Consider the following 24,331-nt stretch of genomic DNA (forward strand, 5'->3'; position numbering starts at 1 on the left):
TACACGCGCGGGGCAAGCCCGCTCACCACAGTTATGGTGTTCTCCTTAAGTGTTGTGTCAGCAAAAGTGCTTGGGCATTTGTGAGTGAAGAGCGACAGCGCTTACACGTCGTGAGCGGTCTTCTTGTGGTGAGCGGGCTTGCCCCGCGCTGGGCTGCGCAGCAGCCCCACTAGAAGCACCGCAGTGCTTCAGGTAAATCGCAGCGGCTGGTTTTGGGGCCGCTGCGCAGCCCAGCGCGGGGCAAGCCCGCTCACCACAGTTATGGTGCTCTTCTTAAGTGTTGTGTCAGCAACAGTGCTTGGGCATTTGTGAGTGAAGAACGACAGCGCTTACGCACTCAGTATTTTCTATCTGACTGATTTTTATAGATAAAAAACCTGGCATGGCCTCTGCAAAGTCTCCTGGTGAACCCTTTCACCAGCCGCCCGCGGAGCCTTGTATGCCTTCCAGCCTTTCCTCGCTTACCCGTTTGATTTGCCTCGGCGTTGCTGTGCTGCTGGGCCACGCTGCCGTCGTCCACGCTGCCGAAGGCGATGATGCCGTGCCGTCCCTGGCCGGCAAGCGCATTGCGGTGAGCATGACCGGCACCAGTCATTATTTCGATATCAAGGCGTTCCAGGCCCAGGTGGATGAGATCAAGCGCCTGGGGGGTACGCCGATCACCCTCGACGCCGGGCGCAATGACAAGAACCTGGTGACCCAACTGCAAACCGTGGTCACCCAGAAGCCCGACGCGGTGATCCAGACCCTCGGCACCCTCATCGTGATCGACCCGTGGCTCAAACGCATCAGCAAGGCCGGGATTCCACTGTTCACCATCGATGCGCCGTCGCAGTACAGCCTCAATAACACCACTTCGGACAACGTCGCCACCGGCAAAGCCCTGGCCGATCAACTGATCAAGGACGCTGGCGGCAAGGGCAAGATTCTGGTGTTCAACGGCTTCTACGGTGTGCCGGTGTGTGCGATTCGTTATGACCAGTTGAAGCTGGCGCTCAAGGATTATCCGCAGCTGGAAATCATCCAGCCCGAGCTGCGCGATGTGATCCCCAATACCGTGCAGGACGCCTACTCCCAAGTGTCGGCGTTGCTCAACAAGTACCCGGCGGGCAGCGTGTCGGCGATCTGGTCGGCCTGGGACATTCCGCAGTTGGGCGCGAGCAAAGCGTTGATCGATGCCAAGCGCACCGAGATCAAGACCTACGGCGTCGATGGCACCCCCGAAGTGCTGGCGCTGCTCGGTCAGGCGAACTCGCCGGTGGGCGCAGTGGTCGCGCAGCAACCGGCGCTGATCGGCAAGACGGCGGTGCAAAACGTGGCGCGCTACCTGGCCGGGCAACGTGACCTGCCTAAGGAAACCCATGTCGCCACCTTGCTGACCACCGCCGGCAACCTGGCACAGGTTCAACAGTTGCGGGGTGACTGATGGCGGCATTGCACCTGCAACACCTGCGTAAGCGCTTTGGCGCCACCCAGGCGCTGGATGATGCGAGCCTTAAGGTCGAGCGCGGCAGCATCCATGGGCTGGTGGGCGAGAACGGCGCGGGCAAGTCGACGTTGATCAAGATACTCGCCGGTATCCACACGGCCGACGCCGGGCAGCTGAGTATCGACGGCCAGGCCTATGCAACGCTGTCGCCGCGTCAAGTGGACGCATTGGGCGTGCAGTTCATCCATCAAGAACGCCTGCTGCCCGCCAGTTTTACCGTGGGCGAAGCGCTGTTTTTTGGGCATGAGTTGCGCCGGGGGCCGTTTGTGGACCGGCGGCGGCAACAGCGTGAAGCGCAGCGCCTGCTGACGGAATACTTTGACCTGCAACTGCCGCCCGGTGCCTTGGTCGGCGAGTTGAACAGCGCCGAGCGCCAGGTACTGCAAATCACCCGGGCGCTGATTCGCCAGCCGAAGATCCTGGTGTTCGACGAGCCCAGCGTGGCGCTGGTCAAGCGCGAGGTCGACCAGTTGCTGCGCATCGTCAAGCGCCTGCGCGACCAGGGGCTGTCGATCCTCTACATCTCCCACTACCTGCAGGAAATCGACAGCCTGTGCGATGACGTCACGGTGCTGCGCAACGGTCGGGATGTGGCGGTGGTGCAGCCACGGCATACGTCGAGCGCAGAGATTGCACGGCTGATGGTCAACCGCGACGTGCAGGAGATGTACCCCAAGGCCAAGGTCGAGTTGGGGGCGCCGCTATTGCAGGTGCGCGGGCTGAGTCTGGCACGGCGTTATCGGCAAATTGACCTGGAGGTGCGGCGCGGAGAAATCGTCGGCCTCACCGGGTTGGTCGGTTCCGGCGCGAAGGAATTGTTCAAGACGCTGTTTGGTGTCGAGCGGGCCGACAGCGGCAGTGTGCATCTGGACGGGCGCTTGCTGCGCCTGCGTTCACCGGGCCAGGCGATTGCCGACGGCATCGCGCTGGTGCCCGAGGAACGGCGTAGTCAGGGCATCTCGCCGGTGTTGTCGGTGCTGGAAAACCTGACACTGGCGGGGCTCTCGCGGTTCAGCCGCTGGGGCTTACTGAGCCGGCGCAGCGAGCAGACGGAAACCGCGCGGTTGATTGAAGAGCTGGCGATCAAGACGCCTGGGCCTCACGCCGCCGTTAGCCAACTGAGTGGGGGTAATCAGCAGAAAGTCGCCCTGGGTAAATGGCTCAGCCGCCGCTCGGCGGTGTACCTGCTGGATGAGCCCTGTGTGGGCGTGGACGTGGGCGCCAAGGTGGAAATCTATCGCCTGATTGGGCGCCTGGTAGAAGAGGGCGCAGCGGTGTTGGTGCTGTCATCGGATTTGCAGGAGTTGCTGGGGATCATTGATCGAATACTGGTGCTGCATCGCGGCGAGATTGCGGGTGAATTTCGTGCGGGGGAGGCTGACAGCGATCAGTTGCTCGCCTGTGCTACAGGCGCCGTGCCCGCTGCTGCTGTGCCGGTGCGGGAGGTCGAGCATGCTTGAGGTACTACTGAGACGGGGTTCGGTGGGCGTATTCCTGGCAATTTTGCTGGGGTTTGCCCTGGCGGCGCCGGGGTTTCTGTCGCTGGGTAACCTGGCCAATGTGTTCAGCCAATCAGCGATTCTCGGCGTGCTGGCCTTCGGGTTGACCTGCGTGATTATCGGCGGCGGCTCGAATGTGCTGGCCGGTGGGCTCGACCTGTCGCTGGCGGCCAATCTGGGGTTGTGCGCGGCGGTGTTCAGCCGCCTTAACAATGCCGGGCTGGAGCTTTGGCTCACCCTGCTGCTGACCTTGGGCTGCGGCCTGGCAGTCGGTCTGGTCAACGGCTTGGCCGTGGTGTTGCTGCGCTTGCCGCCGTTGTTGGCCACACTGGCGAGCATGAATGTGCTGGCGGGACTGGAGTTGGTGCTGACGGAAAATACCGTGGTTTCCACCGACTCGCCGTTGCTGGACGTGCTCAGCGGCGGCAGTTGGCTGGCGGTGCCGGCACTGGCCTGGGTGTTGCTGCTGACGGCCGGGTTGCTGACCCTGTTGGTCCAGCATTCGGCCTACGGCCTGCGCCTGCATGCTGTGGGTGAATATCCCCAGGCGGCGCAAGCAGCGGGCATTCGCGTACGGGCTTATGGGGTGTCGAGTTACGCGCTGTCTGGCTTGTGCGCTGGGGTGGCGGCATTGTGTTCAGCAGCGTTTTTCAGCGGCAGCACCACGGGCTCCGGCGACATGTTGCTGTCGGTGGTAGCGATTGCCTTTCTGGGCGTGGTGTTTTCGCGGCGGCTGGTGGCAAGTATTCCTGGGACGTTGTTGGCGGCGTTGCTGATCGGTTTTCTGATCAATGGATTTCAGCTGCTCAACTTGTCGAATTTCTGGGTCAACGGTGTGCAGGGCGTGCTGATCCTGCTGGTGGTGGCCGCGTCCAGCGCATTGAATCGGGGAGCCGGCTCATGAACCCACGCGTCTTACTGCCGTTGACGTTGCCGCTGGTGTTTGGGGTGATCGTGTTGGTGTTTGCCTTGCAGGCGCCGGGCTTCCTGAGCGGCGGCAACCTCAAAAGCCTGGTGCTGAATAACTTCGTGCTGCTGGCGATTGTCGCCATCGGCATGACATACGCCGTGGCGGCGGGTGGCATCGACCTGTCAGTGGGCACGGCACTGGATTTCGCCAGTTTCAGTTTTGTGGTGTTGCTCAATGGTGGGCATGGCTGGGCAGTTGCCGCGACCGGGGCGTTGGTCGCGGCCCTGTTGGTCGGTGTGGTGAATGCCGGGTTGATCGCCGGCCTGCGGATCAGTCCATTCCTTGCCACCTTGGGCACGCTGTTTATCGGCACCAGTGCCCAGCAATTGCTCTCGGACGGCGGCCAGCCTATCTACATCAGCCAGGGTGTGAAGCCTGAACTGACCGGCCTTACGCCTTTGCTGATCGTGCTGGGACTGGCGTTGTTCTATGGCCTGGTATTGGCGCGCGGACGCCTGGGCCGCGAACTCCTGGCCCAGGGCACCCAGCCGCTGCTGGCGTATTACTCAGGCTTATCGGTGCAGCGAATCGTCACCGTCGTGGCCTTGGCGACTGCCTTGGCCTGTGGCGTGGCGGGGGTGTTGCTCAGTTCGACGGTCAGCGCCTATGTGCCGCTGTCGGGCAATGCGTTTTTGCTCAATGCCATCGGCGCGGTCTTTATCGGCACCACCTTGAGCCGGCAGGGGCGGGCGAATGTTCCCGGAACCCTGCTGGGGGGGTTGTTTATCAACGTGATCGCCAACGGCTTGCTGCTGATCGGCTGGAATTTCTACTGGCAGCAAGTGGCGACCGGTGTGCTGATTTTTGTGGTGCTGGCGTTCAGCTTTGCCAGTCGCCGGTTGCTGGAATCCCGCTGATCAGAACTGGTACTCAGCACCTGCGCCGGCGTACCACGAGCGGCCCGGTGCCGCTTCGTAGTAGCGACCGTTGCTGTCGCCGACGATGACTGAGCCGACGTACTGGCGGTCCAGCAGGTTGTCCAGGCGCAGGGTCTGGTGGAAGGTCCAGTGCTCGACTTTCTGTTCGAAGCGCGCGCGCCAGTTGAACACGCTGTAGCCCGGCGCGGCGTGCTGGCTGTTGGTGTCTTCGACGTAGACCTTGCTGCGGTACATGCCCTCGATGGCGGTGCTCACCCAGTCGCGGGGTTTCCAGTTGAGTTCGGCGAACAGCGTGGTTTGCGGTACGCCAGGGAGGTAGTTGCCCTTATCGACGGCGGTACTGGTGCCGCTGACGAAGTCGCTGTCGTAGGTGGCTTGCAGGCGGGTATAGGCGAGGCTGGTGGTCCAGTGTTCGGCGAGTTGGCTTTCGAGGCCCAGTTCGAAGCCGCGGCGCAGGGTGCGGCCGGCGTTTTGATAGGTGGTGCGACCGCCGCTGGATTGCTGCACCACCAATTCGTCTTCGGTGGTGATCTGGAATACGGCGGCGTTGAGGCGTGTGTCCTGGCCGATGCGTGCCTTCAGGCCTACTTCATATTGCTTGCTGACTGAAGGCTTGAGCGCGAAGTTGAAGCCTCTGGATGTGCTGGAATACGCCGATTCGGCCTGGGTCGGGGTTTCGAAGCCTTTGCCCGCGCTGACATAGCCGTGCAAGTCGGGGGTGAAGGCGTACATGACACTGACTGACGGCGTGTTCTTCTGGTAAGTCTTGCTGCCGCTGTCGTTTCCGTCGCTGAGGAAGCGGTCATCCACCTCCATTTTCATGGTGCTGTGACGCAAACCGGCTTGCAGAGTCCAGTCGCCCAGCAACCAGTTGGCTTGCACGAACGGGTCGAGGCTGGTGGCGGTGTCGATTTCATCGCGGCCCAAGGCGCCTTTGACGCCTTGCACCCCGTTGACGGTGTTGGAATAACCTTGGCGATCATCCTGGCTGCGATCGTAGTCCAGGCCGGCGATCAGGGTCAGGTCGCCGGGCGCGCTGTTGATAGGTTGCAGCCAGTGGACAGAGCCGCCGTAGAACTTGCGGTCGAATGCTACTACGCCGCCGCGTTTGCCCGCGGGGATAGTGCCTGGAATCGACAAGTACTGAATCACACTCCTACGGCCCGTGTAGGCATTTACCTGCAACGTCGCATCGCCGATGTAGCGCTCGTAATTCATCCCCAATTGCTGGTGATCGATGCTTTTGCGCGTGTTGTACGTCAGCGCGTTAATGCTCACCGAGCGCGGGTCCGCCTTGTACGCTTCCCACGTTTGCCCCAGCGGGTCCTGAGTGCCGTTCTGTTCCAGGCTGCTGTAGATCAGCGCCAGTTTGCTGTCGTCATCGGGCTGGACATTGAGCTTGGCAAAGGTCTGGTCCCGGCGGGCGCTGCTGTGGTCGCGGTAGCCGTTGGTGTCCATGCGCGAGGCGTCGAGCACAAAACCTGCGCCGTTGGTCGCGCCTTCGGCGCTCAGGTGGTTTTTGTTCAGGCCGTCGCTGCCGATCAGGGTTTCGGCGCCGATACGTGGCGGGCCTTCGCCGTCGCGGGAGAACATCTGGATCACGCCGCCGGCGTTGCTGCCGTACAGGGTGGCGGCCGGTCCGCGCAGCACTTCGATGCGTTCGGCGGTGTCGAGGTTGAATGTGGCCGCCTGGCCCTGGCCATCCGGGGTGCTGGCGGGGATGCCGTCGGCGATCAACTTGATGCCGCGTACGCCAAAGGCCGACCGGGCGCCAAAGCCGCGTGAGGAAATCTGCAGGTCCTGGGCGTAGTTCTGGCGGTTCTGCACCATCAGGCCGGGCACGCGGGACAGGGCTTCGGAGGCGTTGATACCCAATTGGCCGTCGCTGATCTGTTCGCGGCTGACACTGTCCACCGAATACGGCAGGTCGAACGTCGGGCTGGCGCTGCGCGAGCCGGTGACCACGCTGGGATCGAGGACCAGGGGCGCATCGTCGGCCAGGGCGGTGGTGCACAGGCCTAGCAGCAGAACGGCAAGGCGAGTGGGGATAATTGGGGTCATGATGAGGCCGGGTCTATGGCGCAACGCGAGTGATTGGCGTAGGCGTAAAAAGTGCGAGTTTAACGATTCAACCCTTGTTTTGCCGAATTCGTTGCAACTGGTCAGAACCGGAAGCGTCCTACGCTAGGCGTCGGTTCCGGATGCCTGAGCCGCGGGTTTCGCAGTGCTAGCTTCTCGCTCCCTGAATTTAAAAGAAGAATTAGATATGCGGACCCCTATCGTGCGGTTGTTGGTGTTGGTGGGCATGACGTTAATCATGGGCGGCTGCGGAACGGTCACCACGGTGTTTCGTGGTGATGACGTCACCGTGCGGGAACTCAAGGGGAAAAAAACCTATTGTCAGTCTGTTCCGCGTGTCTACAGCGGCGTGGCGTATGACTTGTGCGTGCTGCATGGGCCGGCGAATTCTGCAGATGGGCTTTCGCTGAACGGAATTCCCTGGGCAGTTCTCGATGTGCCGGTATCCGGTGTTCTCGATACGCTCATCCTGCCCTACACGATCTACCGGCAACGTGCTGACGGGAGTGTTGAGCTTCGCTAACCCCTTGCGGCTAGCAGTTTCCCATCATTTTTAAGCTATAATCCCGCCCTTTAGCTGTTTCCTGCCCAGGTGGGAAGCACACTTTTTTCAGGCGCAACCCGCCTGCATGCAGACTAAAAGAGGCTAGACCCCAGTGGCATTGACGATTCTTGGCCTGTCCGGCGCCCTTAGCCATGATCCTTCCGCAGCCTTGTATATCGACGGCAAGCTGATCGCGGCCGCCGAAGAAGAGCGCTTCGTACGCGACAAACATGCAAAGAACCGCATGCCCTACGAATCGGCGAAGTTCTGCCTGGAACAGGCCGGTATCAAGCCTTCCGACGTTGACGTGGTAGCGATCCCGTTCGCCCCGATCAGCCTGTTCGGCGAGGCACGTTGGCACTACGCCAAGCGTTACTGGTACGCCCCGGACCGCGCCCTCGACGCGATCCTGATGGGCAACCGTCGCTACAAACGCTATCGCAACAAGATCGTCTGGTGCCTGGAGCAACTGGGCTTCGATCCGAAGAAAATCAAGATCGAACCGGTTGAACACCACCTGGCCCACGCTTCCAGCGCCTACCACTGCTCCGGCTTCCAGGAGAAGACCGCGATCCTCGGGATCGACGGCAAGGGTGAGTACGCCACCACGTTCTTCGGCTACGGCGAAAACGGCAAGATCCACAAGATCAAGGAGTTCTACGATCCGGACTCCCTCGGCGGCCTGTACGGCGCGATCACCGAGTTCCTCGGTTTCGAGATGCTCGACGGCGAGTTCAAGGTCATGGGCATGGCGCCGTACGGCGACGCCAGCAAGTACGACTTCTCGCGCCTGGCCTCCTTTGAGAACGGCGAGCTGGTGATCAACACCGACTACGCCAACGTCATCGGCCTGCGCCGGTATAAAGAGAAGGGCAAGGGCTTCTACTTCTCGCCAAAACTGATCGAGTGGCTGGGTCCGAAGCGCGAAGGCGACATCGCCGACGAGCCTTACATCCACTACGCCGCGAGCATGCAAGCGCTGTTCGAGAAACTGGCCTTGCAGATGATCGACCACTACCTGGGCGACATCCTCAAGGACACCGGCAAGCTGGCCTTCGCCGGCGGCTGTGCACTGAACGTCAAGCTGAACCAGAAGATCATTGCCCGCGACGACGTGAAAGAGCTGTTCGTGCAGCCTGCGTCCGGCGATGCCGGCACTGCGGTTGGCGCGGCGGCCTATGTGTCCCACGCCCGTGGTGTGCCGGTGGAGAAGATGGAGCACGTCTACCTCGGCCCGTCCTACAGCAACGAAGAGGTGATTGCTGCGTGCGCCAAGCACGAGAGCAAACCGGTGTGGCGCAAAATCGAAAACATGCCCAAGCGCATTGCCAAGATCATGGTCGATGGCAACCCCGTGGCCTGGTTCCAGGGCCGCATGGAGTTTGGCCCGCGTGCGTTGGGTGGTCGTTCGATCATCGGTTGCCCAAGCGCGACCGGCGTGGCTGACCGCATCAACCACCAGATCAAGTTCCGCGAGCGCTGGAGGCCTTTCTGCCCGTCGATGCTCGACACCGTGGCCCCACAGATGATCAAGGTCGATCACCCGGCGCCGTTCATGACCTTCACCTTTGAAGTGTCGGAAGAATGGAAGACCCGAGTGCCGGAAGTGGTCCATGAAGATGGTACTTCCCGCGCCCAGGTCCTCAAGCGCGAATACAACCCGCGCTACTACGACATGATGAAAGAGCTCGAAGTGCTGACCGGCAACGGCGTGTCCCTGAACACCTCGCTCAACCGTCGTGGCGAAGCAATGATCTGCTCGCCGAAAGACGCGCTGGACATGTTCTTCGGCTCCGACCTGCAGTACCTGATCATGGAAGACATCCTGGTCGTCAAAGACGGCGTGGACCCTTATGACGCACTCGGCTGACCGCCACGTCCTGCAGTTCTGCCATGGCTATGACGGGCCGTTCCTGGACTGCGCACGGCAGTACGCGAGTCTGTTCGCAGGCTCTGGCTACAAAGTGACCACGGTGTTTCTCACCGGGGTCGCTGACCCTGCTGTAGCGGCCGGGTGTGCGTCCGATGAAGTGTTGTTCATGGAATTCAGCTCCAAAGCCATTCGTGGCTTGAAGCTGGGTGCCATCCGTGAACTGCGCAAGATCGCCGCGTCGCGCAATTTCAGCTTTTGTATCGCCCACCGGTTCAAGCCGATCTATATCGCCTTGCTTGGCACGCGGTTGCCGGTCATCGGCGTGCATCACGCGTTCGGTGATTACCTGCGCGGCAGCCGTAAGCTGTTTGCCGGGATCTTTCGCAAGCGCCTGAGCTTGCTGGGGGTTTCCGACGCGGTGCGTGACGACATGCGCCGCTGCCTGCCGGCCTGGCCCGCTGCGCGCATCCAGACGTTGTATAACCGCATTGATGTCGACGCGTTGCAGGCCATCCAGGTGCCTGTGGATGAGGCGCGCGATGCCTTGGGCCTGTCGCCGGATGAGTGGGTGGTCGGCAATGTCGGCCGCCTGCACCCGGATAAAGACCAGGCCACGCTGCTCAAGGGTTTTGCCCTGGCATTGCCGCACTTACCGGCCGAGAGTCGCTTGGCGATCCTTGGTACCGGACGCCTTGAACAAGCGCTCAAGGATCAGGCTCGTGAGCTGGGGATTGCCGACAAGGTGCTGTTCCTCGGCCAGGTGCCGGATGCGCGTCGGTATTTCCGCGCATTCGATGTGTTTGCCCTGAGCTCCGATCACGAACCGTTCGGCATGGTGCTGCTGGAGGCCATGGCAGCCGGCGTACCGTTGCTGGCCACGGCCTGTGGCGGCGCGAAGGAAGTGGTCGAAGGCGTCGGTATTCTGTTTCCCTTCGGCGACGCCGAACATCTCGCGCAGGGGCTGCGGCACCTGGCCGGGATGGATCAGCACCAGCAACGGCAGTGTGCCGAGATGATGCTGGAACGCCTGCGTACGCGTTTCTCGGATCAGGCGGTACGCGATACCTTCTGGCAACTGCCGCACGTTATTGAACTGACCGCGGGGGCTTGATGCTCAATCGATTTCAAGGCTGGCGCGAGCGCGGCTGGTCCGTCGTCGACGCGCGTGCGTACAACGACGCCTGGCAACGTTTTGGCGGCAGTGTCGCGACCCATCCTCAAGTGATCGAACGTCTGGCCGGGTTGGCCGATATCCCGGTGCGCTACCTGGCCTGGGAGCAGGGCGGTGAACTGCAGGCGTGCATCGCCACCTGGGGCCGCGACCTTGCGTTGTCCAAGGACGTACTCAAACAAAAGGGCAAGAAAGGTCTGTTTGACTTGGGTAACGCCGAGCTGATCCTGCCGGCTGCCGCGAACACCCAGGCACCGTTGCGCCACCGCGCACGCTACCTGTCGGTCCTGAACGAAGGCCGTTTCAGCGGCCTCAAGCCCCAGGCCGAGCAACTGGCCATGGCCCGCACCCCGGAAGAACTGTCGAAGAAATTCCGCTATAACCAGCGCCGCGAACTGCGTTTGCTCGAAGAGGCAGGCGGTGTCGTGCGCCCGGTCAGTGAGTTTTCCAGTCAGGAATTGGCCGCGATCTACTGCGATCTGTTCCTGCGCCGCTGGGGATTTGTCGCCACGGGGGCCGAGCGTATGGCTGAAGTGATCGAGCTGCTGCGCGAGTGGCTGATCGGCTCGGTTGTTTTTCTCAACGATGCGCCCATCGCTGTCCAGTTGGTGTACCGGGTCGAATCGCCCGAGTGGATCAGCGTGGAGTACGTCAACGGCGGTGTCGACCCTGAAACCCGCGCGTTCAGCCCGGGCAGCGTCCTAAGTTTCCTCAACACCCAAAGCGCTTGGGAACAGGCGCGTGAAGTCGGCAAGCCGCTGCGCTTTTCCTTCGGGCGTGCCGACCGTGAGTACAAGGACCGTTGGTGCAACCCCGTGCCGGTGCTGACCGTATGAGCCGCAAACAACAATTGCTCAAGCGCCATCGGCGCAACAAACGTGTCGCCGTATTGATCGGCCTGTTGCTGCTGGTGGTGATCGGTGTCTGGGTTGCCTGGTGGCTGCCGCTGGTACTCGGAGTGCTGGCCTGGATCGCCCATGAGGCGTGGTTTGCCGACCATTTGTTTTATGCCCCCGGCGAAGACTATCAATACCGTTTTTCGGCGGAAGCCGAAGTGGCTGGGGTTCGCTTCGAAGGCGGGCAGCTGCGGGTTGATTCACCTCTGCAAGCCGATGCGACCTTGGTATTGGCGATCAAGATCAAGAGCGGTTGGTTAGGTCGCTTTCTGGATCCGGCCGTTGAGATTACAGGCGGTGACAGCACTGATCGCCAGGCTTTCGAGCGCGGTGTGAACGGCATTCGTTATCTCAATCTCAGTGATCTGGCGCCCGCCCTGGCGGCGGGCGAGCTGCGTTTGCGCGGGCGCTTTTGCACGTTGCACGGCGCGCCCCGGTTGTGGGCCTGGGGCAATCCGGAGTATTCAAAACAGCGGGTGATGGTCATCGCGCCCCATGCCGACGACGCCGAGCTGGCCGCTTTTGGCTTATACAGCCAAGCTGAAAAACCGTGGATCGTGACCCTCACCGCCGGTGAAATCGAAGCCGAGCATTATCAGCAAATGGGTCTGGACCCGGTCGAAGCCTCGCGCATCAAGGGCCGACTGCGCGCCTGGGACAGCATTGCCGTGCCGCTTTGGGCCGGTGTGCCGCAGGCGCATTGCGTGCAGTTGGGCTACTTCTGCCTGCAATTGCCGGCGATGCGCGCAACGCCTGATCAGCCAGTGGCCTCGCGCGAAGCTGAGCTGTCGGATATCCGCCTGTTTCGCCAGTTCAATCCGTTCCCGTTGCCGGCGGATGTTGACGGCCTGCCGACCTGGAACAACCTGCTGGCCGATCTGCGCCAGTTGCTGCTGACGGCACGTCCCGAAGTGATCGTATTGCCGCATCCAGTGCTCGACCCTCACCCAGACCATATCTGCGCGCAGCAAGCGGTGGTCGAGGCGTTGCAAGGGTTGGAATGGCAGCCGACCGTCGTACTGGGTTACGCCAACCATCTGCATGACAACGACCGCTGGCCCATGGGTGACGCGGGCGCCGGTATTGCCTTGCCGCCGCTGTTCGACGATACGCTTGAGCTACGCCCGTGCAGCCTGCCACTGTCGTTGGCGCAGCAGCGTGACAAAGCCATGGCGCTGGGCATGATGCATGACCTGCAGCCTGCTCCGCCGTTCAAGCGGCGTATGCGCCGCTGGCTGCAGCGGGTGTTGGCGGGCCGGGCGCGGTCGCCTTATGGTGAGAACGAATTTTTCCGCAAGGCCGTACGACGGCATGAGTTGTTCTGGCGTTTGTGAAGGCATTTGTGAAAGGGAAAGTCATGAAAGTTTTATTTCTGGTGCAGAAAGAGCAGCGTGCGATTCTGGATCGCTTGTACGAAGGCATTGCCGAGCACTGCGAGTGTGATACCCGCTGGCTGAGCAGTGATGAGCAGCGCAACCTGCGCGGTTACTTCAAGCGCGAAGTCGACGTGACGCGCTATGACCGCATCGTGTTTTTCCTGCGCTTCAAGCAGGAAATCCGCCAGGCCGGGTTCATCCGTACGATCCCGAATCTGGTGATCCTCGAACACGATGCCTACCAGAACTACATTCCCTGCAAGTACACCGGTAAATTCAGTGCCCACTACCGTCGTTTGCCCTGGGCACGGGTGATCAGCTCGGGCCACATGGTGACCGAGCGCCTGCGTGCCGAAGGCTTTGATGCGGTGTTTGTGCCCAAGGGTTACGACCAGGCGCTGTTGCAGCCCCAGGGGCTTGAGCGCGACATCGAGCTGGCATTTGTCGGCAGCACCAACAGCGTGGCCTATAGCGGACGCAAAGCACTGCTCGATGAGTTGGCACGGGTTGAGCCTTTGGTGGTCACGCGCACCAAGTCGGGTGAGGAGTACTGCGCGACCCTCAACCGGATTCGCTTTTTCGTCAGCGCCGACGTGGGCATGGGCGAGTACATGATCAAGAACTTCGAAGCCATGGCCTGCGGGTGTGTGCTGCTGGCGTTTGACCAAGGGGCTGCGGAGAACGAGGCCCTTGGCTTCAAGGACATGGTCAATGTGGTGTTCTACAAGGACATTCCACAGTTGCAGCAAAAGCTCTCGCAACTGCGCGCCAACCCGCAACTGGCTGCAGAGATTGCGCGCAACGGGCAAGACCTCGCCGTCAGCCAGTTCAGCTTTGCGCGCATCGGGCAGCGTATTGTCGAAGCCCTGAAGCCGCCGTTGCGGCCGCGTGCTCCACTGAGTTTGCTGGAAACGCTGCGCCTGAAACTGGGCGTGTGACATCGGACGCATGGCAGCCAATGATGGCTAAACAACCTATCGAGACTTGAATGCAATTCTCCGATCAGAGCGACATAACCCTCGTCGTGACCAGTTGCGGTCGCTTCGATTTGTTGAAGCGTACGCTTGAGAGCTTCGACCTGTTCAATACCGCAGACATACGCGAAGTCTTCATTACTGAAGACTCTGGCGATGAAGCGGTACGTCTCGCGATTCCCGAGCACTGGCACAGTCATTGCACTTTTTTGATCAACCGTCCGAAGCTTGGGCAACTGGCTTCCATCGACCTGGCCTATGGATCGGTCAAAACCCCCTACATCTTCCATTGCGAAGATGACTGGGCGTTTTACCGGCCTGGGTTTGTCGAAGATTCCAAGGTGGTGCTGGAGCAGCGTCCCGATATCCTGCAAGTCTGGTTGCGTAACTTTGTCTACGATTTGCAGGTGCACAGCCCCTATATCCACCGTGGGCCACGCGAGGTGATTGGTGGCGTACCGTGTTATCCGTTGTTGTCTGAGAAACCTGAATGGCAGGGGTTTTCTCTCAACCCCGGCCTGCGGCGTATCAAGGAATACTGGTTGTGCGCACCTTACGCCGGGTTCGAGGGTGAGAAGGGGCTTTCCAAGCGGTACGCCCAGTTGAATCTGCCTGCCGTTACCCTGGAAGGCGATGCGGTGTTGCACACTGGCTTTGGCTTGCATGTGTCGACATCAGAAGAGCGCGCGACCAAAGCACGGCGTAAGCGCAGAGAGCGGGTGAAGCTGGCAGTCATGCTGAGCCTGGGGCTGGTTATCGGGTGGGCGATTCCCTGGTAATTCCAACACGCGACAACAACGCCTCATAAGGTTTTGCGATGAGTATTCTCAACATCATGTGGGCCGGTGGTTCTGCATTTGCTTCGGTGCAGAAGGTTCATCGGCAGATACTGTCCCGCGCCGACAGCGGCGTACCGATTCACACCTGGTTGCTTCAAGGCAGTGCTGATTCGAGTGACGGCCTGGTTGAACAGGCCGTGGAGTGGAACCTCTCTTCCGCCAGGCTCAAGGGGCGGCACTTCTGGAAATGGTTGATGCCCTTGATGCGTGCACGTTTCCAGAAGGCCCTGCCTGAGGATGTACAGGTTGTGCTTCTTGATGGGGTCGGTGTTGCGCGGGTGCTTTTGCCCGTGCTCAAGCGTTTACCGAACGTGCGTGCGGTGGTGATTTTTCATGGTGCCACGCGCTTGCGGCGTGCTGATCAACAGTTGTTCGATCAATTCCCGGCGTCCCAACTGACGCTGACGGCCGTCTCGAAAACCCTTGCACACTCGCTGGAGCGTTCTCTGCAACGGCCAGTGACGGTGCTGCGCAGCGCCTTTGACCCGGCCGTTTTTCGCGCTGCGGCGCTTTCCCGTGAGCAGGCGCGATCCCGTCTGGGCTTGCCGTTGTCTGGCACGCCCGTAGTGGGTGCGGTTGGTCGACTGGTAGACGGCAAGGGGTTTGCCTGTTTGTTGGAGGCCTTTGCCCGTGCGGCGGCTGATCAGCCCCATGCGCGGCTGGTGATCCTCGGCGAAGGGCCAGCGAGGCCCGGGCTTGAGGCACGTATCGCAGCGCTTGGCTTGCAGGACAAAGTGTCGCTGCCTGGGCATCTGCCTGATGCGGCCAGCCTTTACCGGGCGTTTGACTGGGTTGCCATCCCTTCGACGGAAGAAGGCCTGGGGTTGATTCTGCAAGAGGCGGTGATGGTCGGCGTGCCCGTACTGACCAGTGAACTGGCAGTGTTCCGCGAGCAACTGGGGGATGCCGGTTGGTACGCCCCGGCAGACAATGCCGCGTTTTGGGGCGAGCTCCTGACCCGCGCGTTCGCGAGTTCGGGTGAGGAGGTTGTCGAGGCTCAGTTGCGGGCGTTGGCGCCGGAGCAAGCCTGGAATGAATTCAGTGAAACCACCCGGCGTCTGTTCTCATGCACCTAGCAGCGCTTGCTCCAGTGCCTGCATTGGAAAGCGTTCGTTCAGCTTCTCGCGCGCAATATAGCGGGCGAAATGCTGCAGGTTGCGCCGCGCCAGTGCCGGGCTCAACGGCGCGCGCAGGAAGCGCATGTCTGCTACGTCGATCAGGCCCATCTGGTTGTCCGGCGTGACGACGATGTTGCCCAGGTGCAGGGAGCGAAAGTAGATGCCGGCAGTGTGCAAGCGGCGAATCAGCGCCACCAGCGGGTCCAGGTTCTGCTCCCAGTCAAAGCCTTCTTTGTTGGCAATCTGGCGCAGTGTCTCGCCCGGCAGCGGGCTATACAGCACAGCGGTCATGCCTGCAGCGTCCAGTTGGAAGTACTCAAGGACGGTCAGGGTTGGAATACCGCGTTCTTGCAGCTTGACCGCGTTATCGATGAAGCGCTTGGAGTAGGGGCGCAACAGTGCCGACGAAAAAAAACGTTTACGACGAAACAGTTTAAGAATGTTCCCGTCCGTCAGCAGGTAGACTTTGGGCCCGTAGCTGTCCTTTTCCAGGATTCTGGCGCCTTCAATCATCGTGTTTAGCGTGGTTTGGGGGAGCCTTGAACATTGCATCGTCGGAAAGCCTTGTTGGAGTCACGGGCACAGTGGTCGGCAATGATGCCGAAAGTTTTTAGTTTTAACCATGCCAGGTTGGCAGGTTGGCCGTATTAGGAGCGGGTGATGCAAGCAGGTCGTTGGGCGCGCGGATGGATGTGTTTTGGGTTGTTGTGGTTTTTGCTGGCGATAGCGTTCGCGCCGACCAACAAAGTTTATCAACAGGGGCTGGCGCTCTTTCTGTGGCTGCCGGCGCTGGTGTTTGCCTGGTCTGCCCGTGAGCAACTCAAACAAGTCTGGCGCGCTCAGCGCTGGATCTGTCTGGCACTCGCCGCGCTGGCGGCATGGGGCTTGATCAGCCTGTGGTGGACCAATGCCGAAGACGGCTCCCGCGAGGCCAAGCGCCTGCTCTATATCGGCGTGTTCCTGTTGTTCTTTCCGATACTCGCTGAAGCTCAGCCCCAGCGCGTGATTCGTTTGATGCAGTGGGGAGGCTTTGGTCTTGCCTTGTCGTCGCTGCTGGCCATGATCAAGTTCTATGGCATGGAAGGGAACGTTTGGTACGCGCGTCTTGAAGGGCTGGGTCAGTTGTCTCACCCGATCCTGGGCGCGTATGTGATTGGTCTGGCTGCCGTGTGGTTGCTGCACTGGATGCCGCGTGAGCGCTGGATGCAAGTAGCCTGCATGGCGGCGATCGGCTTGCTCGGCCTGTTTGTGGTAGCCAGCCAAAGCCGCGGCGCCGCATTGGCCCTGTTTTTGAGTGTGGTGGCCATGCCGCTGTGGTGCCGAGACCGGCGCAGCACCCTGATTGCCATTGCGTCAGTGGTGGCGGCAGTGCTGGTATTCCTGTCGATGCAGTCGTTGATGCTGTCTCGTGGCGCGTCGTTCCGGCCGCAGATTTTTATGGCAGCGATGCAGATGATTAGCGAGCGTCCCTGGACGGGCCTGGGCCTGGGTGGTGATTACAATCTGTTCTGGGATGAGCACCGTTTCGATCACTCCCACAACCTGTTCACCCATGTGACCATCGAGCTGGGCCTGCCAGGCCTGATCCTGTGGTCGGCGGTATGGTTCGGCGTGCTGTGGCAAGCCTTGAAAATGCGCGACACCCCGTACGGCAAGGGCATTATCGGCATGTGGGTGTTCTCGTCCCTGGCGATGCAATTCGATGCGGCAAGCCTCACAGGCACTCCTCGGGCCGAGTGGTTCATCACCTGGTTGCCGGTTGCGCTGGCCAGTGTTTTGGTCTGGGCGCGGGCCAAACCCGACGTGTGTGATAAAGTTCGCGTCCTACCCAATCAGTGAGCTCGACACATGAGTGACGCACCGCCCAAAGCGGACCAGGAATCCAGCCTGAAAATTTATTTCCGGCTGCTGGGCTATGTGAAACCGTACCTCGGCATGTTCCTGCTGAGTATCGTGGGCTTCGTGATCTTTGCTTCGACCCAGCCAATGCTCGCCGGGATTCTCAAGTACTTCGTGGATGGCTTGAGCAATCCCGATGTGGTGTTCCTGCCCAAGGTTCCGTTTTTCAAGGACCTGAAGTTGCTGATGGCCGTGCCGCTGCTGATCATCCTGATCGCCGCGTGGCAAGGCCTCGGGTCTTTCCTGGGCAACTACTACCTGGCCAAGGTTTCCTTGGGGCTGGTGCATGACCTGCGGGTCCAGCTGTTCAACAAGCTATTGGTGCTGCCTAACCGCTACTTCGATACCCATAACTCGGGGCACCTGATCTCACGCATCACCTTCAACGTGACCATGGTCACCGGCGCTGCCACGGATGCGATCAAGGTCGTGATCCGCGAAGGCCTGACAGTGGTGTTCCTGTTCGGTTACCTGCTGTGGATGAACTGGAAACTGACCCTGGTGATGCTGGCGATCCTACCGCTGATCGCAATCATGGTCGGCAGCACCAGCAAGAAATTCCGCAAGCAGAGCAAGAAGATCCAGGTGGCGATGGGTGACGTGACCCACGTCGCCTCCGAGACTATCCAGGGCTACCGTGTGGTGCGCAGCTTCGGTGGCGAAGACTATGAACAGCGTCGCTTTGCCGCCGCCAGCCAGGGCAACACCGACAAGCAATTGCGCATGAACAAGACCGGTGCGGTCTATACGCCGATGCTGCAGCTGGTGATCTACACAGCGATGGCCGTGTTGATGTTCCTGGTACTGCTGTTGCGCGGTGACGCCACGGCAGGCGATCTGGTTGCCTACATCACCGCGGCGGGCCTGCTGCCCAAGCCGATCCGCCAGTTGTCGGAAGTCAGCTCGACGATCCAGAAAGGCGTGGCGGGTGCCGAGAGCATCTTCGAACAGCTGGATGAAGTGCCTGAAGTCGACGGCGGTACCGTGGAGCGTGATCGCGTCAGCGGTCGCCTGGACGTGCGCAACCTGAGCTTCACTTACCCAGGTACTGAACGCGAGGTGCTCAAGAACATCAGCTTCAGCGCAGCCCCTGGGCAGATGATCGCTCTGGTTGGCCGCTCAGGCAGCGGCAAGTCGACCCTGGCCAGCCTGATCCCGCGTTTCTACCATCATGAAACCGGGGAAATCCTGCTGGACGAGGTCGAGATTGAAGACTACCGCCTGCGCAACCTGCGCCGGCATGTAGCCCAGGTTACCCAGCACGTGACTCTGTTCAACGACACCGTGGCCAACAACATCGCCTATGGCGACCTGGCCGACGCGCCGCGTGCCGACATCGAGAAAGCTGCGGCCGATGCCTACGCCATGGACTTCATCTCGGAGCTGCCAAAAGGCCTGGACACCGAGGTCGGTGAAAACGGCGTGCTGCTCTCCGGTGGTCAGCGCCAGCGTCTGGCAATCGCCCGGGCCCTGCTGAAAAATGCCCCGCTGCTGATCCTGGATGAGGCGACATCGGCGTTGGATACCGAGTCCGAGCGGCACATTCAAGCTGCGTTGGATAAGGTCATGAAAGGTCGCACCACCCTGGTGATCGCGCACCGTTTGTCCACTATCGAGAAAGCCGACCTGATTCTGGTGATGGACCACGGTGAAATTGTCGAGCGTGGTACGCATGTCGAACTGCTCGCCAAAGGCGGCTACTACTCGCGGTTGCATGCGATGGGGCTGGACGAGCCGGTCGCGAACAACATCACCTGATCCGACGGGGCGCGCAATGCGCCCCGTTGTTTGTATCGAGTTCCTTACAGGGCTTGACCAAAGCCAAATAATTCGTTGCCTATCGTTTGTTATGTTGGCCTTCTCGATTCGAATGACGAACGAGAGGGCTAACCTTCTTGCGTGGGTAATGGAATGTTGCAACGTCTGTTCTGGAAAATGCTTCCCAAGCACCAGAGGGTGTTTCTGCTGGGGCGTTTGTCGGTGGTTGACCGTCAGGCGGTGAACAAATCCCTGTCTGGGGTGACCACCCTTAATCCCGCGTTCGAGCGACACAAATGCGTGTTTATCCATGTGCCAAAATGCGCCGGCAGCAGCGTGTGCTCGGCGCTTCTTGATGGCCGCTGGCCGGGGCATCTGCCGTATTACTGGTATCAGCAGCAGTTTCCCGAACACTGCGAGCGCAGTTTCAAGTTTGCCTTTGTGCGTGACCCGCTGGAGCGGGCTTACTCGGCCTACACGTACTTGCGCGGCAACCACATGGGTGCCCGCGACGTGCAAGCCCAGGCACTGGTCAGCAGCTACCGTGACTTCGACCAATTTGTGGCCGGCTGGCTGCACCCGGACAACCTGCGCCGCCAACTGCATTTCGCGCCCCAGACCGACTTTCTGGTTGATCACCTGGGCGGGATGGCTATGGATTTTCTCGGCCGTCAGGAATCGCTGGAACAAGATTTCCAGCACCTGTGCGAGCGTCTCGGCGTGACCTCATCCCTGCCACATCTGAATGTTTCACTGGGGCGGCGCAGCGAGCCGGTCAGGGCGTTCTGCTCGGTGCGTACGCGCCGTTTGGTCAGGCGCGCCTATCAGCGTGATTACGAGGTGTTGGGTTATGAATAACCAGTCGCTTGCCAGTGAATCCGCTGCCATTCGTCCCTTTGCCCTGTCGTTGTCGGCGGCGGCACGGGCCGCGCTCAAGCATCAACAGCCGTGCTGCCTGTGGTTGACGGGGTTGTCCGGTTCCGGCAAGTCGACCCTGGCCAATGCCCTTGAGGTGCAACTCAACGAGCAGGGCCGGCACACCTTTGTGCTTGATGGCGATAATTTGCGCACGGGGTTGTGCAATGACTTGGGCATGAGCGATGCGGCGCGCAAGGAAAATATCCGGCGCATTGGCGAAGTAGCGCGGTTGATGGTCGATGCGGGATTGATTGTGATTGTGTCAGCGATCTCGCCGTTCAGCGTCGACCGAGCAACCGCCAAGGCGCTGTTCGGGCCGGGGCAATTCTTTGAGGTTTACGTCAGCACGCCGTTCGACGTGTGTGCTCGGCGTGACCCCAAGGGCTTGTACCGAGCGGCGTTGGATGGGCGTATCAAAGCGTTCACCGGTTTGGACAGCCCCTATGAAGCGCCGAGCGCGGCTGACTGTGAGATCAATACCGATGAGGTCGAGCTGGCCGATGCCGTTGAGCATATCTTGGCGGTTTTGTTTAAAAAATAACCAGTTTTGGCGCATGGCGCATTGCGGATAAAGCTCTCGAACTAGGCAGCGCTCACCCTGTGCTAATATCGCGCCCCTGTTCATTTTGTATGTGGGTTGCTCCATGAAGTTGTCCATGCCGCGATTCGATCAAGCCCCTGTCTTGGTGGTCGGCGATGTCATGCTCGACCGTTACTGGCATGGCGGTACCTCACGGATTTCCCCTGAGGCGCCGGTACCGGTAGTCAAGGTCGAGCAAATCGAAGACCGTCCGGGTGGCGCTGCCAACGTTGCCCTCAATATTGCCGCCCTCGGCGCCCCGGCCTCCCTGGTGGGTGTGACCGGCGACGACGAAGCCGCCGACAGCCTGGCCAACAGCCTGCGCGGTGCTGGCGTGCGTGCGCTGTTCCAGCGCATTGCCCACCAGCCGACCATCGTCAAGCTGCGGGTCATGAGCCGTCACCAGCAGTTGCTGCGTATCGATTTCGAAGAACCCTTCGCCACCGACGCCTTGGCCCTCAGCGGTCAGGTCGACGAGTTGCTCGAAGGCATCAAGGTGCTGGTGCTGTCCGACTACGGCAAAGGCGCATTGAAGAATCACCAAGTGCTGATCCAGGCCGCCAAGGCCAAGGGCATCCCGGTGTTGGCCGATCCCAAGGGCAAGGACTTCTCGATTTATCGGGGCGCCAGCCTGATCACGCCGAACCTCAGCGAGTTCGAAGCGATCGTCGGCGGTTGTGCCGATGAGCACGAACTGGTGACCAAAGGCGCGGCACTCATGGCCGATCTCGACCTCGGTGCCTTGCTGGTAACCCGTGGCGAGCACGGCATGACCCTGCTGCGTCCAGGCCACCCGCCGATGCACCTGCCGGCGCGGGCCCGTGAAGTGTTCGACGTCACCGGCGCCGGAGACACCGTGATTTCTACCCTGGCCGCTTCCATCGCGGCCGGCGAAGAGCTGCCTCACGCCGTGGCCCTGGCCAATCTGGCGGCGGGCATCGTGGTCGGCAAACTGGGTACCGCTGCCATCAGCGCACCTGAGCTGCGCCGCGCCATCCAACGCTCCGAAGGCTCGGAGCGCGGTGTGCTGACCATCGAGCAATTGCTGCTGGCGATAGACGACGCTCGCGCGCATAACGAAAGCATTGTGTTCACCAACGGCTGCTTCGACATCCTGCACGCCGGCCACGTGACTTACTTGGAGCAGGCGCGCGCCCAAGGCGATCGCCTGATCGTTGCGGTCAACGACGACGCTTCGGTCAGCCGCCTGAAAGGCCCTGGCCGTCCAATCAACAGCGTCGACCGGCGCATGGCCGTGCTGGCTGGGTTGGGTGCAGTGGACTGGGTGATCAGTTTCCCTGAAGCGACCCCGGAAAATCTGCTGGCTCAGGTCAAGCCGGACGTCCTGGTCAAGGGCGGCGACTATTCCGTCGACCAGGTGGTCGGTGCGGATATCGTCAGCGCCTACGGCGGCAAGGTCAAAGTGTTGGGTCTGGTTGAGAACAGCTCGACCACGGCGATTGTCGAGAAGATCCGCAATAATGAGTAAGGCTGATCCGTTGGTTCTGATCACCGGTGGCGCGGGCTTTATTGGCTCGCACCTCGTGGATGCCTTGCTAGCTAAGGGCTACGCGGTGCGTGTGCTGGACAACTTGTCCACAGGCAAACGCAGCAACCTGCCGTTGCACAACCCGCTTGTCGAGCTGCTCGAAGGTGATGTCGCCGATGCCGGGCTGGTGGCGCGTGCCGCTGTTGGCGCAACGGCGGTGGTGCACCTGGCGGCGGTCGCGTCCGTGCAGGCCTCGGTGGATGATCCGGTCAGCACGCACCAGAGCAATTTCGTCGGTACCCTGAATGTCTGCGAAGCCATGCGCAAGGCAGGCGTCAAGCGCGTGGTCTTTGCATCCAGCGCAGCGGTGTATGGCAACAACGGCGAAGGTGCTTCGATTGACGAAGAGACTACCAAGGCGCCGTTGACGCCCTATGCGTCCGATAAGCTGGCCGGCGAGCACTACTTTGATTTCTATCGCCGCCAGCATGGTCTGGAGCCGGTGATTTTCCGCTTTTTCAATATCTTCGGGCCGCGTCAGGACCCGTCGTCGCCATACTCCGGCGTGATCAGTATCTTCAGCGAACGTGCACAGCAGGGTTTGCCGATTGCCGTGTTTGGCGATGGCGAGCAAACCCGCGACTTCATGTACGTGGAAGACCTGGTTGACGTGTTGGTGCAGGCGATCGAAGCGCCGCAGGCTCCTTTGGGGGCGATCAACGTGGGCTGGAACCGTACCACTACGCTCAAGCAAGTGCTGCAGGCGCTGGAAGAAGCGGTGGGCTCCTTGCCATCCGTGACTTACGGGCCGGCGCGGTCGGGGGATATTCGGCATTCACGGGCGAACAACCAGCGGTTGTTGGCGAGTTTCACGTTGCCGGAACCTACCCCGCTGAAAGTCGGCCTGGAACGACTGCTTAACGGCTAACCATCAATTCAATGTGGGAGTGGCAAGCCCTCTCCCACATTTAGATTGCAGTTTAGCCCTTGGCCTTTTTCTTCGGCACGATCTTGCGCAACACGCGCCGCGCCAATCCCTTCAACTTCGACTCCTTCTCCGGCTCCGCCAGACCTTGCTGTCTCAGCCAATCCTTCCAGCGAATGCGCTCTTCCCGCACCAGCCAGCCTTCCTGCTGGGCGAAGCTTTCCGCCAGGTACAAACCCCGCGTACTGGCCGGGTACAGTTGGTCTTTCTTCACCGTGTACAACTCAGGAAGGGGCTGGCCGTCTTTTAGCGGCATCAGGTACAAGTCCGGACGCTTGCGGTCCAGGCGCGCGACCAACTGGTCGCCTTCCAGGCGCTCATCCACATGGAACAGGCTCAGCGACTTGGCTTCCTTCGGCACTTCCAGGCGAAGGTCGTAGATCAATTGCAGCGATGCCGTGGGCAAATGCACATAGGCCCGTGGTCGTTCGATCAACTGGGTGGTGGCGCAACGCACCGGGCGGGCCGCACCGGATAGCGGGCTCAGGCGAAACGGCAGCGCTTCGCGGTAATGCAGCGCCGCGGAGTAGGGCGCCGGCAGCCAGGTGTCATTGAAGCGCCCGCCGAGCCAGCCTTCGGGTGTTTCCAGCAGGCACTCTTCAGCAATCTCCTGGATGGCGGTGTGCAGTGGCAAGTTCAGCTCGTGGGCCGGGACGTAGCCGGAGATCAGCTTGAGCACCACATCACCACGGTCCTGGCGACGCTGGCGCACCAGCACCCAGTAATCGCGGTTTTGCCAGTGCAGGGTCAAGCGTACCGACACGCCGAGGTTGGCCAGTTCCAGCACGAAACGTTCCGAGTCTGCCACCTCCACCGGCTTGCGCCGTTGCAGGGTCTGGGCGAAGTTGAGCGGCATGCCCACGCTCTGATAGCTCAGGCCTTCAGGGGTGGCTTCGACGTGCAGCGGCAGTGTTTTAAAGTTGCTGGGGTTTTTTCTTATGAGCGTTCGCGGCATGTCGGCTCCTTTTTGCGACGGGGTCGGCCGCGTGGGCGGCA

Annotated in this window: 21 protein-coding genes; 18 read left to right on the top strand and 3 right to left on the bottom strand. The window is 60.9% G+C overall.

The window, feature by feature from the left end; translation table 11 throughout:
• Positions 1-439: 439 nt before the first annotated feature.
• Genes AOA61_RS14830 through AOA61_RS14845 form a run of 4 tightly spaced genes read left to right on the top strand, consistent with a single transcriptional unit; the run spans position 440 to position 4,815 of the window.
• Positions 440-1,426, top strand: coding sequence for a sugar ABC transporter substrate-binding protein (locus tag AOA61_RS14830; RefSeq protein WP_099602038.1), 987 nt, complete (start codon positions 440-442; stop codon positions 1,424-1,426).
• Positions 1,426-2,949: a sugar ABC transporter ATP-binding protein gene (locus tag AOA61_RS14835; RefSeq protein WP_099602039.1), complete on the top strand. Its 1,524-nt coding sequence runs from the start codon at positions 1,426-1,428 to the stop codon at positions 2,947-2,949. The genes AOA61_RS14830 and AOA61_RS14835 overlap by 1 nt, the downstream gene beginning before the upstream one ends.
• Positions 2,942-3,892 (top strand): ABC transporter permease, encoded by a 951-nt coding sequence (locus AOA61_RS14840; RefSeq protein WP_099602040.1) that lies wholly within the window; start codon positions 2,942-2,944, stop codon positions 3,890-3,892. The genes AOA61_RS14835 and AOA61_RS14840 overlap by 8 nt, the downstream gene beginning before the upstream one ends.
• Complete coding sequence (locus AOA61_RS14845; RefSeq protein ID WP_099602041.1) at positions 3,889-4,815, top strand: ABC transporter permease; 927 nt, start codon at positions 3,889-3,891, stop codon at positions 4,813-4,815. Before AOA61_RS14840 ends, AOA61_RS14845 begins: the two co-directional genes overlap by 4 nt.
• Here AOA61_RS14845 and AOA61_RS14850 read toward each other — a convergent pair whose 3' ends face one another.
• Positions 4,816-6,897, bottom strand: a complete 2,082-nt coding sequence (locus tag AOA61_RS14850; protein ID WP_099602042.1) for a TonB-dependent receptor — start codon at positions 6,895-6,897, stop codon at positions 4,816-4,818.
• 244 nt (positions 6,898-7,141) lie between these two features.
• Between AOA61_RS14850 and AOA61_RS14855 the strand changes: the two genes are divergently transcribed.
• The 8 genes from AOA61_RS14855 (at position 7,142) to AOA61_RS14890 (ending at position 15,664) form a co-directional block, all read left to right on the top strand.
• Positions 7,142-7,438 carry a YceK/YidQ family lipoprotein gene (locus tag AOA61_RS14855; RefSeq protein WP_241089508.1) on the top strand — a complete coding sequence of 99 codons (297 nt, stop codon included), beginning with the start codon at positions 7,142-7,144 and terminating at the stop codon, positions 7,436-7,438.
• Positions 7,439-7,571: 133 nt separating this feature from the next.
• Entirely contained in the window at positions 7,572-9,329 is a 1,758-nt protein-coding gene (locus tag AOA61_RS14860) for a carbamoyltransferase (RefSeq protein WP_095186089.1), read from the top strand.
• Positions 9,313-10,443 (top strand): glycosyltransferase, encoded by a 1,131-nt coding sequence (locus tag AOA61_RS14865; RefSeq protein WP_099602044.1) that lies wholly within the window; start codon positions 9,313-9,315, stop codon positions 10,441-10,443. The genes AOA61_RS14860 and AOA61_RS14865 overlap by 17 nt, the downstream gene beginning before the upstream one ends.
• Complete coding sequence (locus AOA61_RS14870) at positions 10,443-11,339, top strand: antimicrobial resistance protein Mig-14 (protein ID WP_099602045.1); 897 nt, start codon at positions 10,443-10,445, stop codon at positions 11,337-11,339. The genes AOA61_RS14865 and AOA61_RS14870 overlap by 1 nt, the downstream gene beginning before the upstream one ends.
• The gene (locus AOA61_RS14875; RefSeq protein ID WP_099602046.1) at positions 11,336-12,733 is read left to right on the top strand and encodes a PIG-L deacetylase family protein; all 1,398 of its coding nucleotides are present in this window, start codon (positions 11,336-11,338) and stop codon (positions 12,731-12,733) included. The genes AOA61_RS14870 and AOA61_RS14875 overlap by 4 nt, the downstream gene beginning before the upstream one ends.
• 23 nt (positions 12,734-12,756) lie before the next feature.
• Positions 12,757-13,713 (top strand): glycosyltransferase, encoded by a 957-nt coding sequence (locus AOA61_RS14880; RefSeq protein ID WP_095186086.1) that lies wholly within the window; start codon positions 12,757-12,759, stop codon positions 13,711-13,713.
• Between the two features lie 50 nt (positions 13,714-13,763).
• Positions 13,764-14,528, top strand: a complete 765-nt coding sequence (locus tag AOA61_RS14885) for a glycosyltransferase family 2 protein (protein WP_099602047.1) — start codon at positions 13,764-13,766, stop codon at positions 14,526-14,528.
• Positions 14,529-14,566: 38 nt separating this feature from the next.
• Positions 14,567-15,664 carry a glycosyltransferase gene (locus AOA61_RS14890; protein WP_099602048.1) on the top strand — a complete coding sequence of 366 codons (1,098 nt, stop codon included), beginning with the start codon at positions 14,567-14,569 and terminating at the stop codon, positions 15,662-15,664.
• Here AOA61_RS14890 and AOA61_RS14895 read toward each other — a convergent pair.
• Positions 15,653-16,219, bottom strand: coding sequence for a toluene tolerance protein (locus AOA61_RS14895; protein WP_177326457.1), 567 nt, complete (start codon positions 16,217-16,219; stop codon positions 15,653-15,655). The two genes, AOA61_RS14890 and AOA61_RS14895, sit on opposite strands and share 12 nt — an antisense overlap.
• Before the next feature lie 147 nt (positions 16,220-16,366).
• Here AOA61_RS14895 and AOA61_RS14900 point away from each other — a divergent pair, with 147 nt between their 5' ends.
• From AOA61_RS14900 to AOA61_RS14925, 6 genes are all read left to right on the top strand, one after another.
• A complete protein-coding gene (locus AOA61_RS14900) occupies positions 16,367-17,545 on the top strand; it encodes an O-antigen ligase (RefSeq protein ID WP_095186083.1) in 1,179 nt (392 codons plus the stop codon).
• A 9-nt stretch (positions 17,546-17,554) separates the two neighbouring features.
• On the top strand, positions 17,555-19,363 hold the full coding sequence (msbA, locus tag AOA61_RS14905; protein WP_032890412.1) for a lipid A export permease/ATP-binding protein MsbA: 1,809 nt from the start codon (positions 17,555-17,557) through the stop codon (positions 19,361-19,363).
• A gap of 153 nt (positions 19,364-19,516) precedes the next feature.
• Entirely contained in the window at positions 19,517-20,221 is a 705-nt protein-coding gene (locus AOA61_RS14910) for a sulfotransferase family 2 domain-containing protein (protein WP_095186169.1), read from the top strand.
• Entirely contained in the window at positions 20,214-20,822 is a 609-nt protein-coding gene (gene cysC / locus AOA61_RS14915; protein WP_099602049.1) for an adenylyl-sulfate kinase, read from the top strand. The genes AOA61_RS14910 and cysC overlap by 8 nt, the downstream gene beginning before the upstream one ends.
• Positions 20,823-20,925: 103 nt before the next feature.
• A complete protein-coding gene (gene hldE, locus AOA61_RS14920; RefSeq protein ID WP_032890418.1) occupies positions 20,926-22,350 on the top strand; it encodes a bifunctional D-glycero-beta-D-manno-heptose-7-phosphate kinase/D-glycero-beta-D-manno-heptose 1-phosphate adenylyltransferase HldE in 1,425 nt (474 codons plus the stop codon).
• Complete coding sequence (locus tag AOA61_RS14925; RefSeq protein ID WP_095186081.1) at positions 22,343-23,278, top strand: NAD-dependent epimerase/dehydratase family protein; 936 nt, start codon at positions 22,343-22,345, stop codon at positions 23,276-23,278. The genes hldE and AOA61_RS14925 overlap by 8 nt, the downstream gene beginning before the upstream one ends.
• Before the next feature lie 52 nt (positions 23,279-23,330).
• Here the strand turns inward: AOA61_RS14925 and AOA61_RS14930 are convergent, their stop codons facing one another.
• Positions 23,331-24,290 carry a hypothetical protein gene (locus AOA61_RS14930; protein ID WP_032890421.1) on the bottom strand — a complete coding sequence of 320 codons (960 nt, stop codon included), beginning with the start codon at positions 24,288-24,290 and terminating at the stop codon, positions 23,331-23,333.
• Positions 24,291-24,331 lie beyond the last annotated feature (41 nt).

It is taken from the genome of Pseudomonas sp. 2995-1, assembly GCF_002742505.1.
Classification (GTDB): Bacteria; Pseudomonadota; Gammaproteobacteria; order Pseudomonadales; family Pseudomonadaceae; genus Aquipseudomonas; species Aquipseudomonas sivasensis.

What these genes read in the sequence shown, in the direction of transcription:
- AOA61_RS14865 (WP_099602044.1), top strand. Translation starts at nt 9,313, where the DNA reads ATGACGCACTCGGCTGACCGCCACGTCCTGCAGTTCTGCCATGGCTAT.
- AOA61_RS14850 (WP_099602042.1), bottom strand. Translation starts at nt 6,897, where the DNA reads ATGACCCCAATTATCCCCACTCGCCTTGCCGTTCTGCTGCTAGGCCTG.
- AOA61_RS14840 (WP_099602040.1), top strand. Translation starts at nt 2,942, where the DNA reads ATGCTTGAGGTACTACTGAGACGGGGTTCGGTGGGCGTATTCCTGGCA.
- AOA61_RS14885 (WP_099602047.1), top strand. Translation starts at nt 13,764, where the DNA reads ATGCAATTCTCCGATCAGAGCGACATAACCCTCGTCGTGACCAGTTGC.
- AOA61_RS14845 (WP_099602041.1), top strand. Translation starts at nt 3,889, where the DNA reads ATGAACCCACGCGTCTTACTGCCGTTGACGTTGCCGCTGGTGTTTGGG.
- cysC (WP_099602049.1), top strand. Translation starts at nt 20,214, where the DNA reads ATGAATAACCAGTCGCTTGCCAGTGAATCCGCTGCCATTCGTCCCTTT.
- msbA (WP_032890412.1), top strand. Translation starts at nt 17,555, where the DNA reads ATGAGTGACGCACCGCCCAAAGCGGACCAGGAATCCAGCCTGAAAATT.
- AOA61_RS14930 (WP_032890421.1), bottom strand. Translation starts at nt 24,290, where the DNA reads ATGCCGCGAACGCTCATAAGAAAAAACCCCAGCAACTTTAAAACACTG.
- AOA61_RS14875 (WP_099602046.1), top strand. Translation starts at nt 11,336, where the DNA reads ATGAGCCGCAAACAACAATTGCTCAAGCGCCATCGGCGCAACAAACGT.
- AOA61_RS14855 (WP_241089508.1), top strand. Translation starts at nt 7,142, where the DNA reads ATGACGTTAATCATGGGCGGCTGCGGAACGGTCACCACGGTGTTTCGT.
- AOA61_RS14890 (WP_099602048.1), top strand. Translation starts at nt 14,567, where the DNA reads ATGAGTATTCTCAACATCATGTGGGCCGGTGGTTCTGCATTTGCTTCG.
- AOA61_RS14870 (WP_099602045.1), top strand. Translation starts at nt 10,443, where the DNA reads ATGCTCAATCGATTTCAAGGCTGGCGCGAGCGCGGCTGGTCCGTCGTC.
- AOA61_RS14835 (WP_099602039.1), top strand. Translation starts at nt 1,426, where the DNA reads ATGGCGGCATTGCACCTGCAACACCTGCGTAAGCGCTTTGGCGCCACC.
- AOA61_RS14910 (WP_095186169.1), top strand. Translation starts at nt 19,517, where the DNA reads ATGTTGCAACGTCTGTTCTGGAAAATGCTTCCCAAGCACCAGAGGGTG.
- hldE (WP_032890418.1), top strand. Translation starts at nt 20,926, where the DNA reads ATGAAGTTGTCCATGCCGCGATTCGATCAAGCCCCTGTCTTGGTGGTC.
- AOA61_RS14830 (WP_099602038.1), top strand. Translation starts at nt 440, where the DNA reads ATGCCTTCCAGCCTTTCCTCGCTTACCCGTTTGATTTGCCTCGGCGTT.
- AOA61_RS14880 (WP_095186086.1), top strand. Translation starts at nt 12,757, where the DNA reads ATGAAAGTTTTATTTCTGGTGCAGAAAGAGCAGCGTGCGATTCTGGAT.
- AOA61_RS14895 (WP_177326457.1), bottom strand. Translation starts at nt 16,219, where the DNA reads ATGATTGAAGGCGCCAGAATCCTGGAAAAGGACAGCTACGGGCCCAAA.
- AOA61_RS14925 (WP_095186081.1), top strand. Translation starts at nt 22,343, where the DNA reads ATGAGTAAGGCTGATCCGTTGGTTCTGATCACCGGTGGCGCGGGCTTT.
- AOA61_RS14900 (WP_095186083.1), top strand. Translation starts at nt 16,367, where the DNA reads ATGCAAGCAGGTCGTTGGGCGCGCGGATGGATGTGTTTTGGGTTGTTG.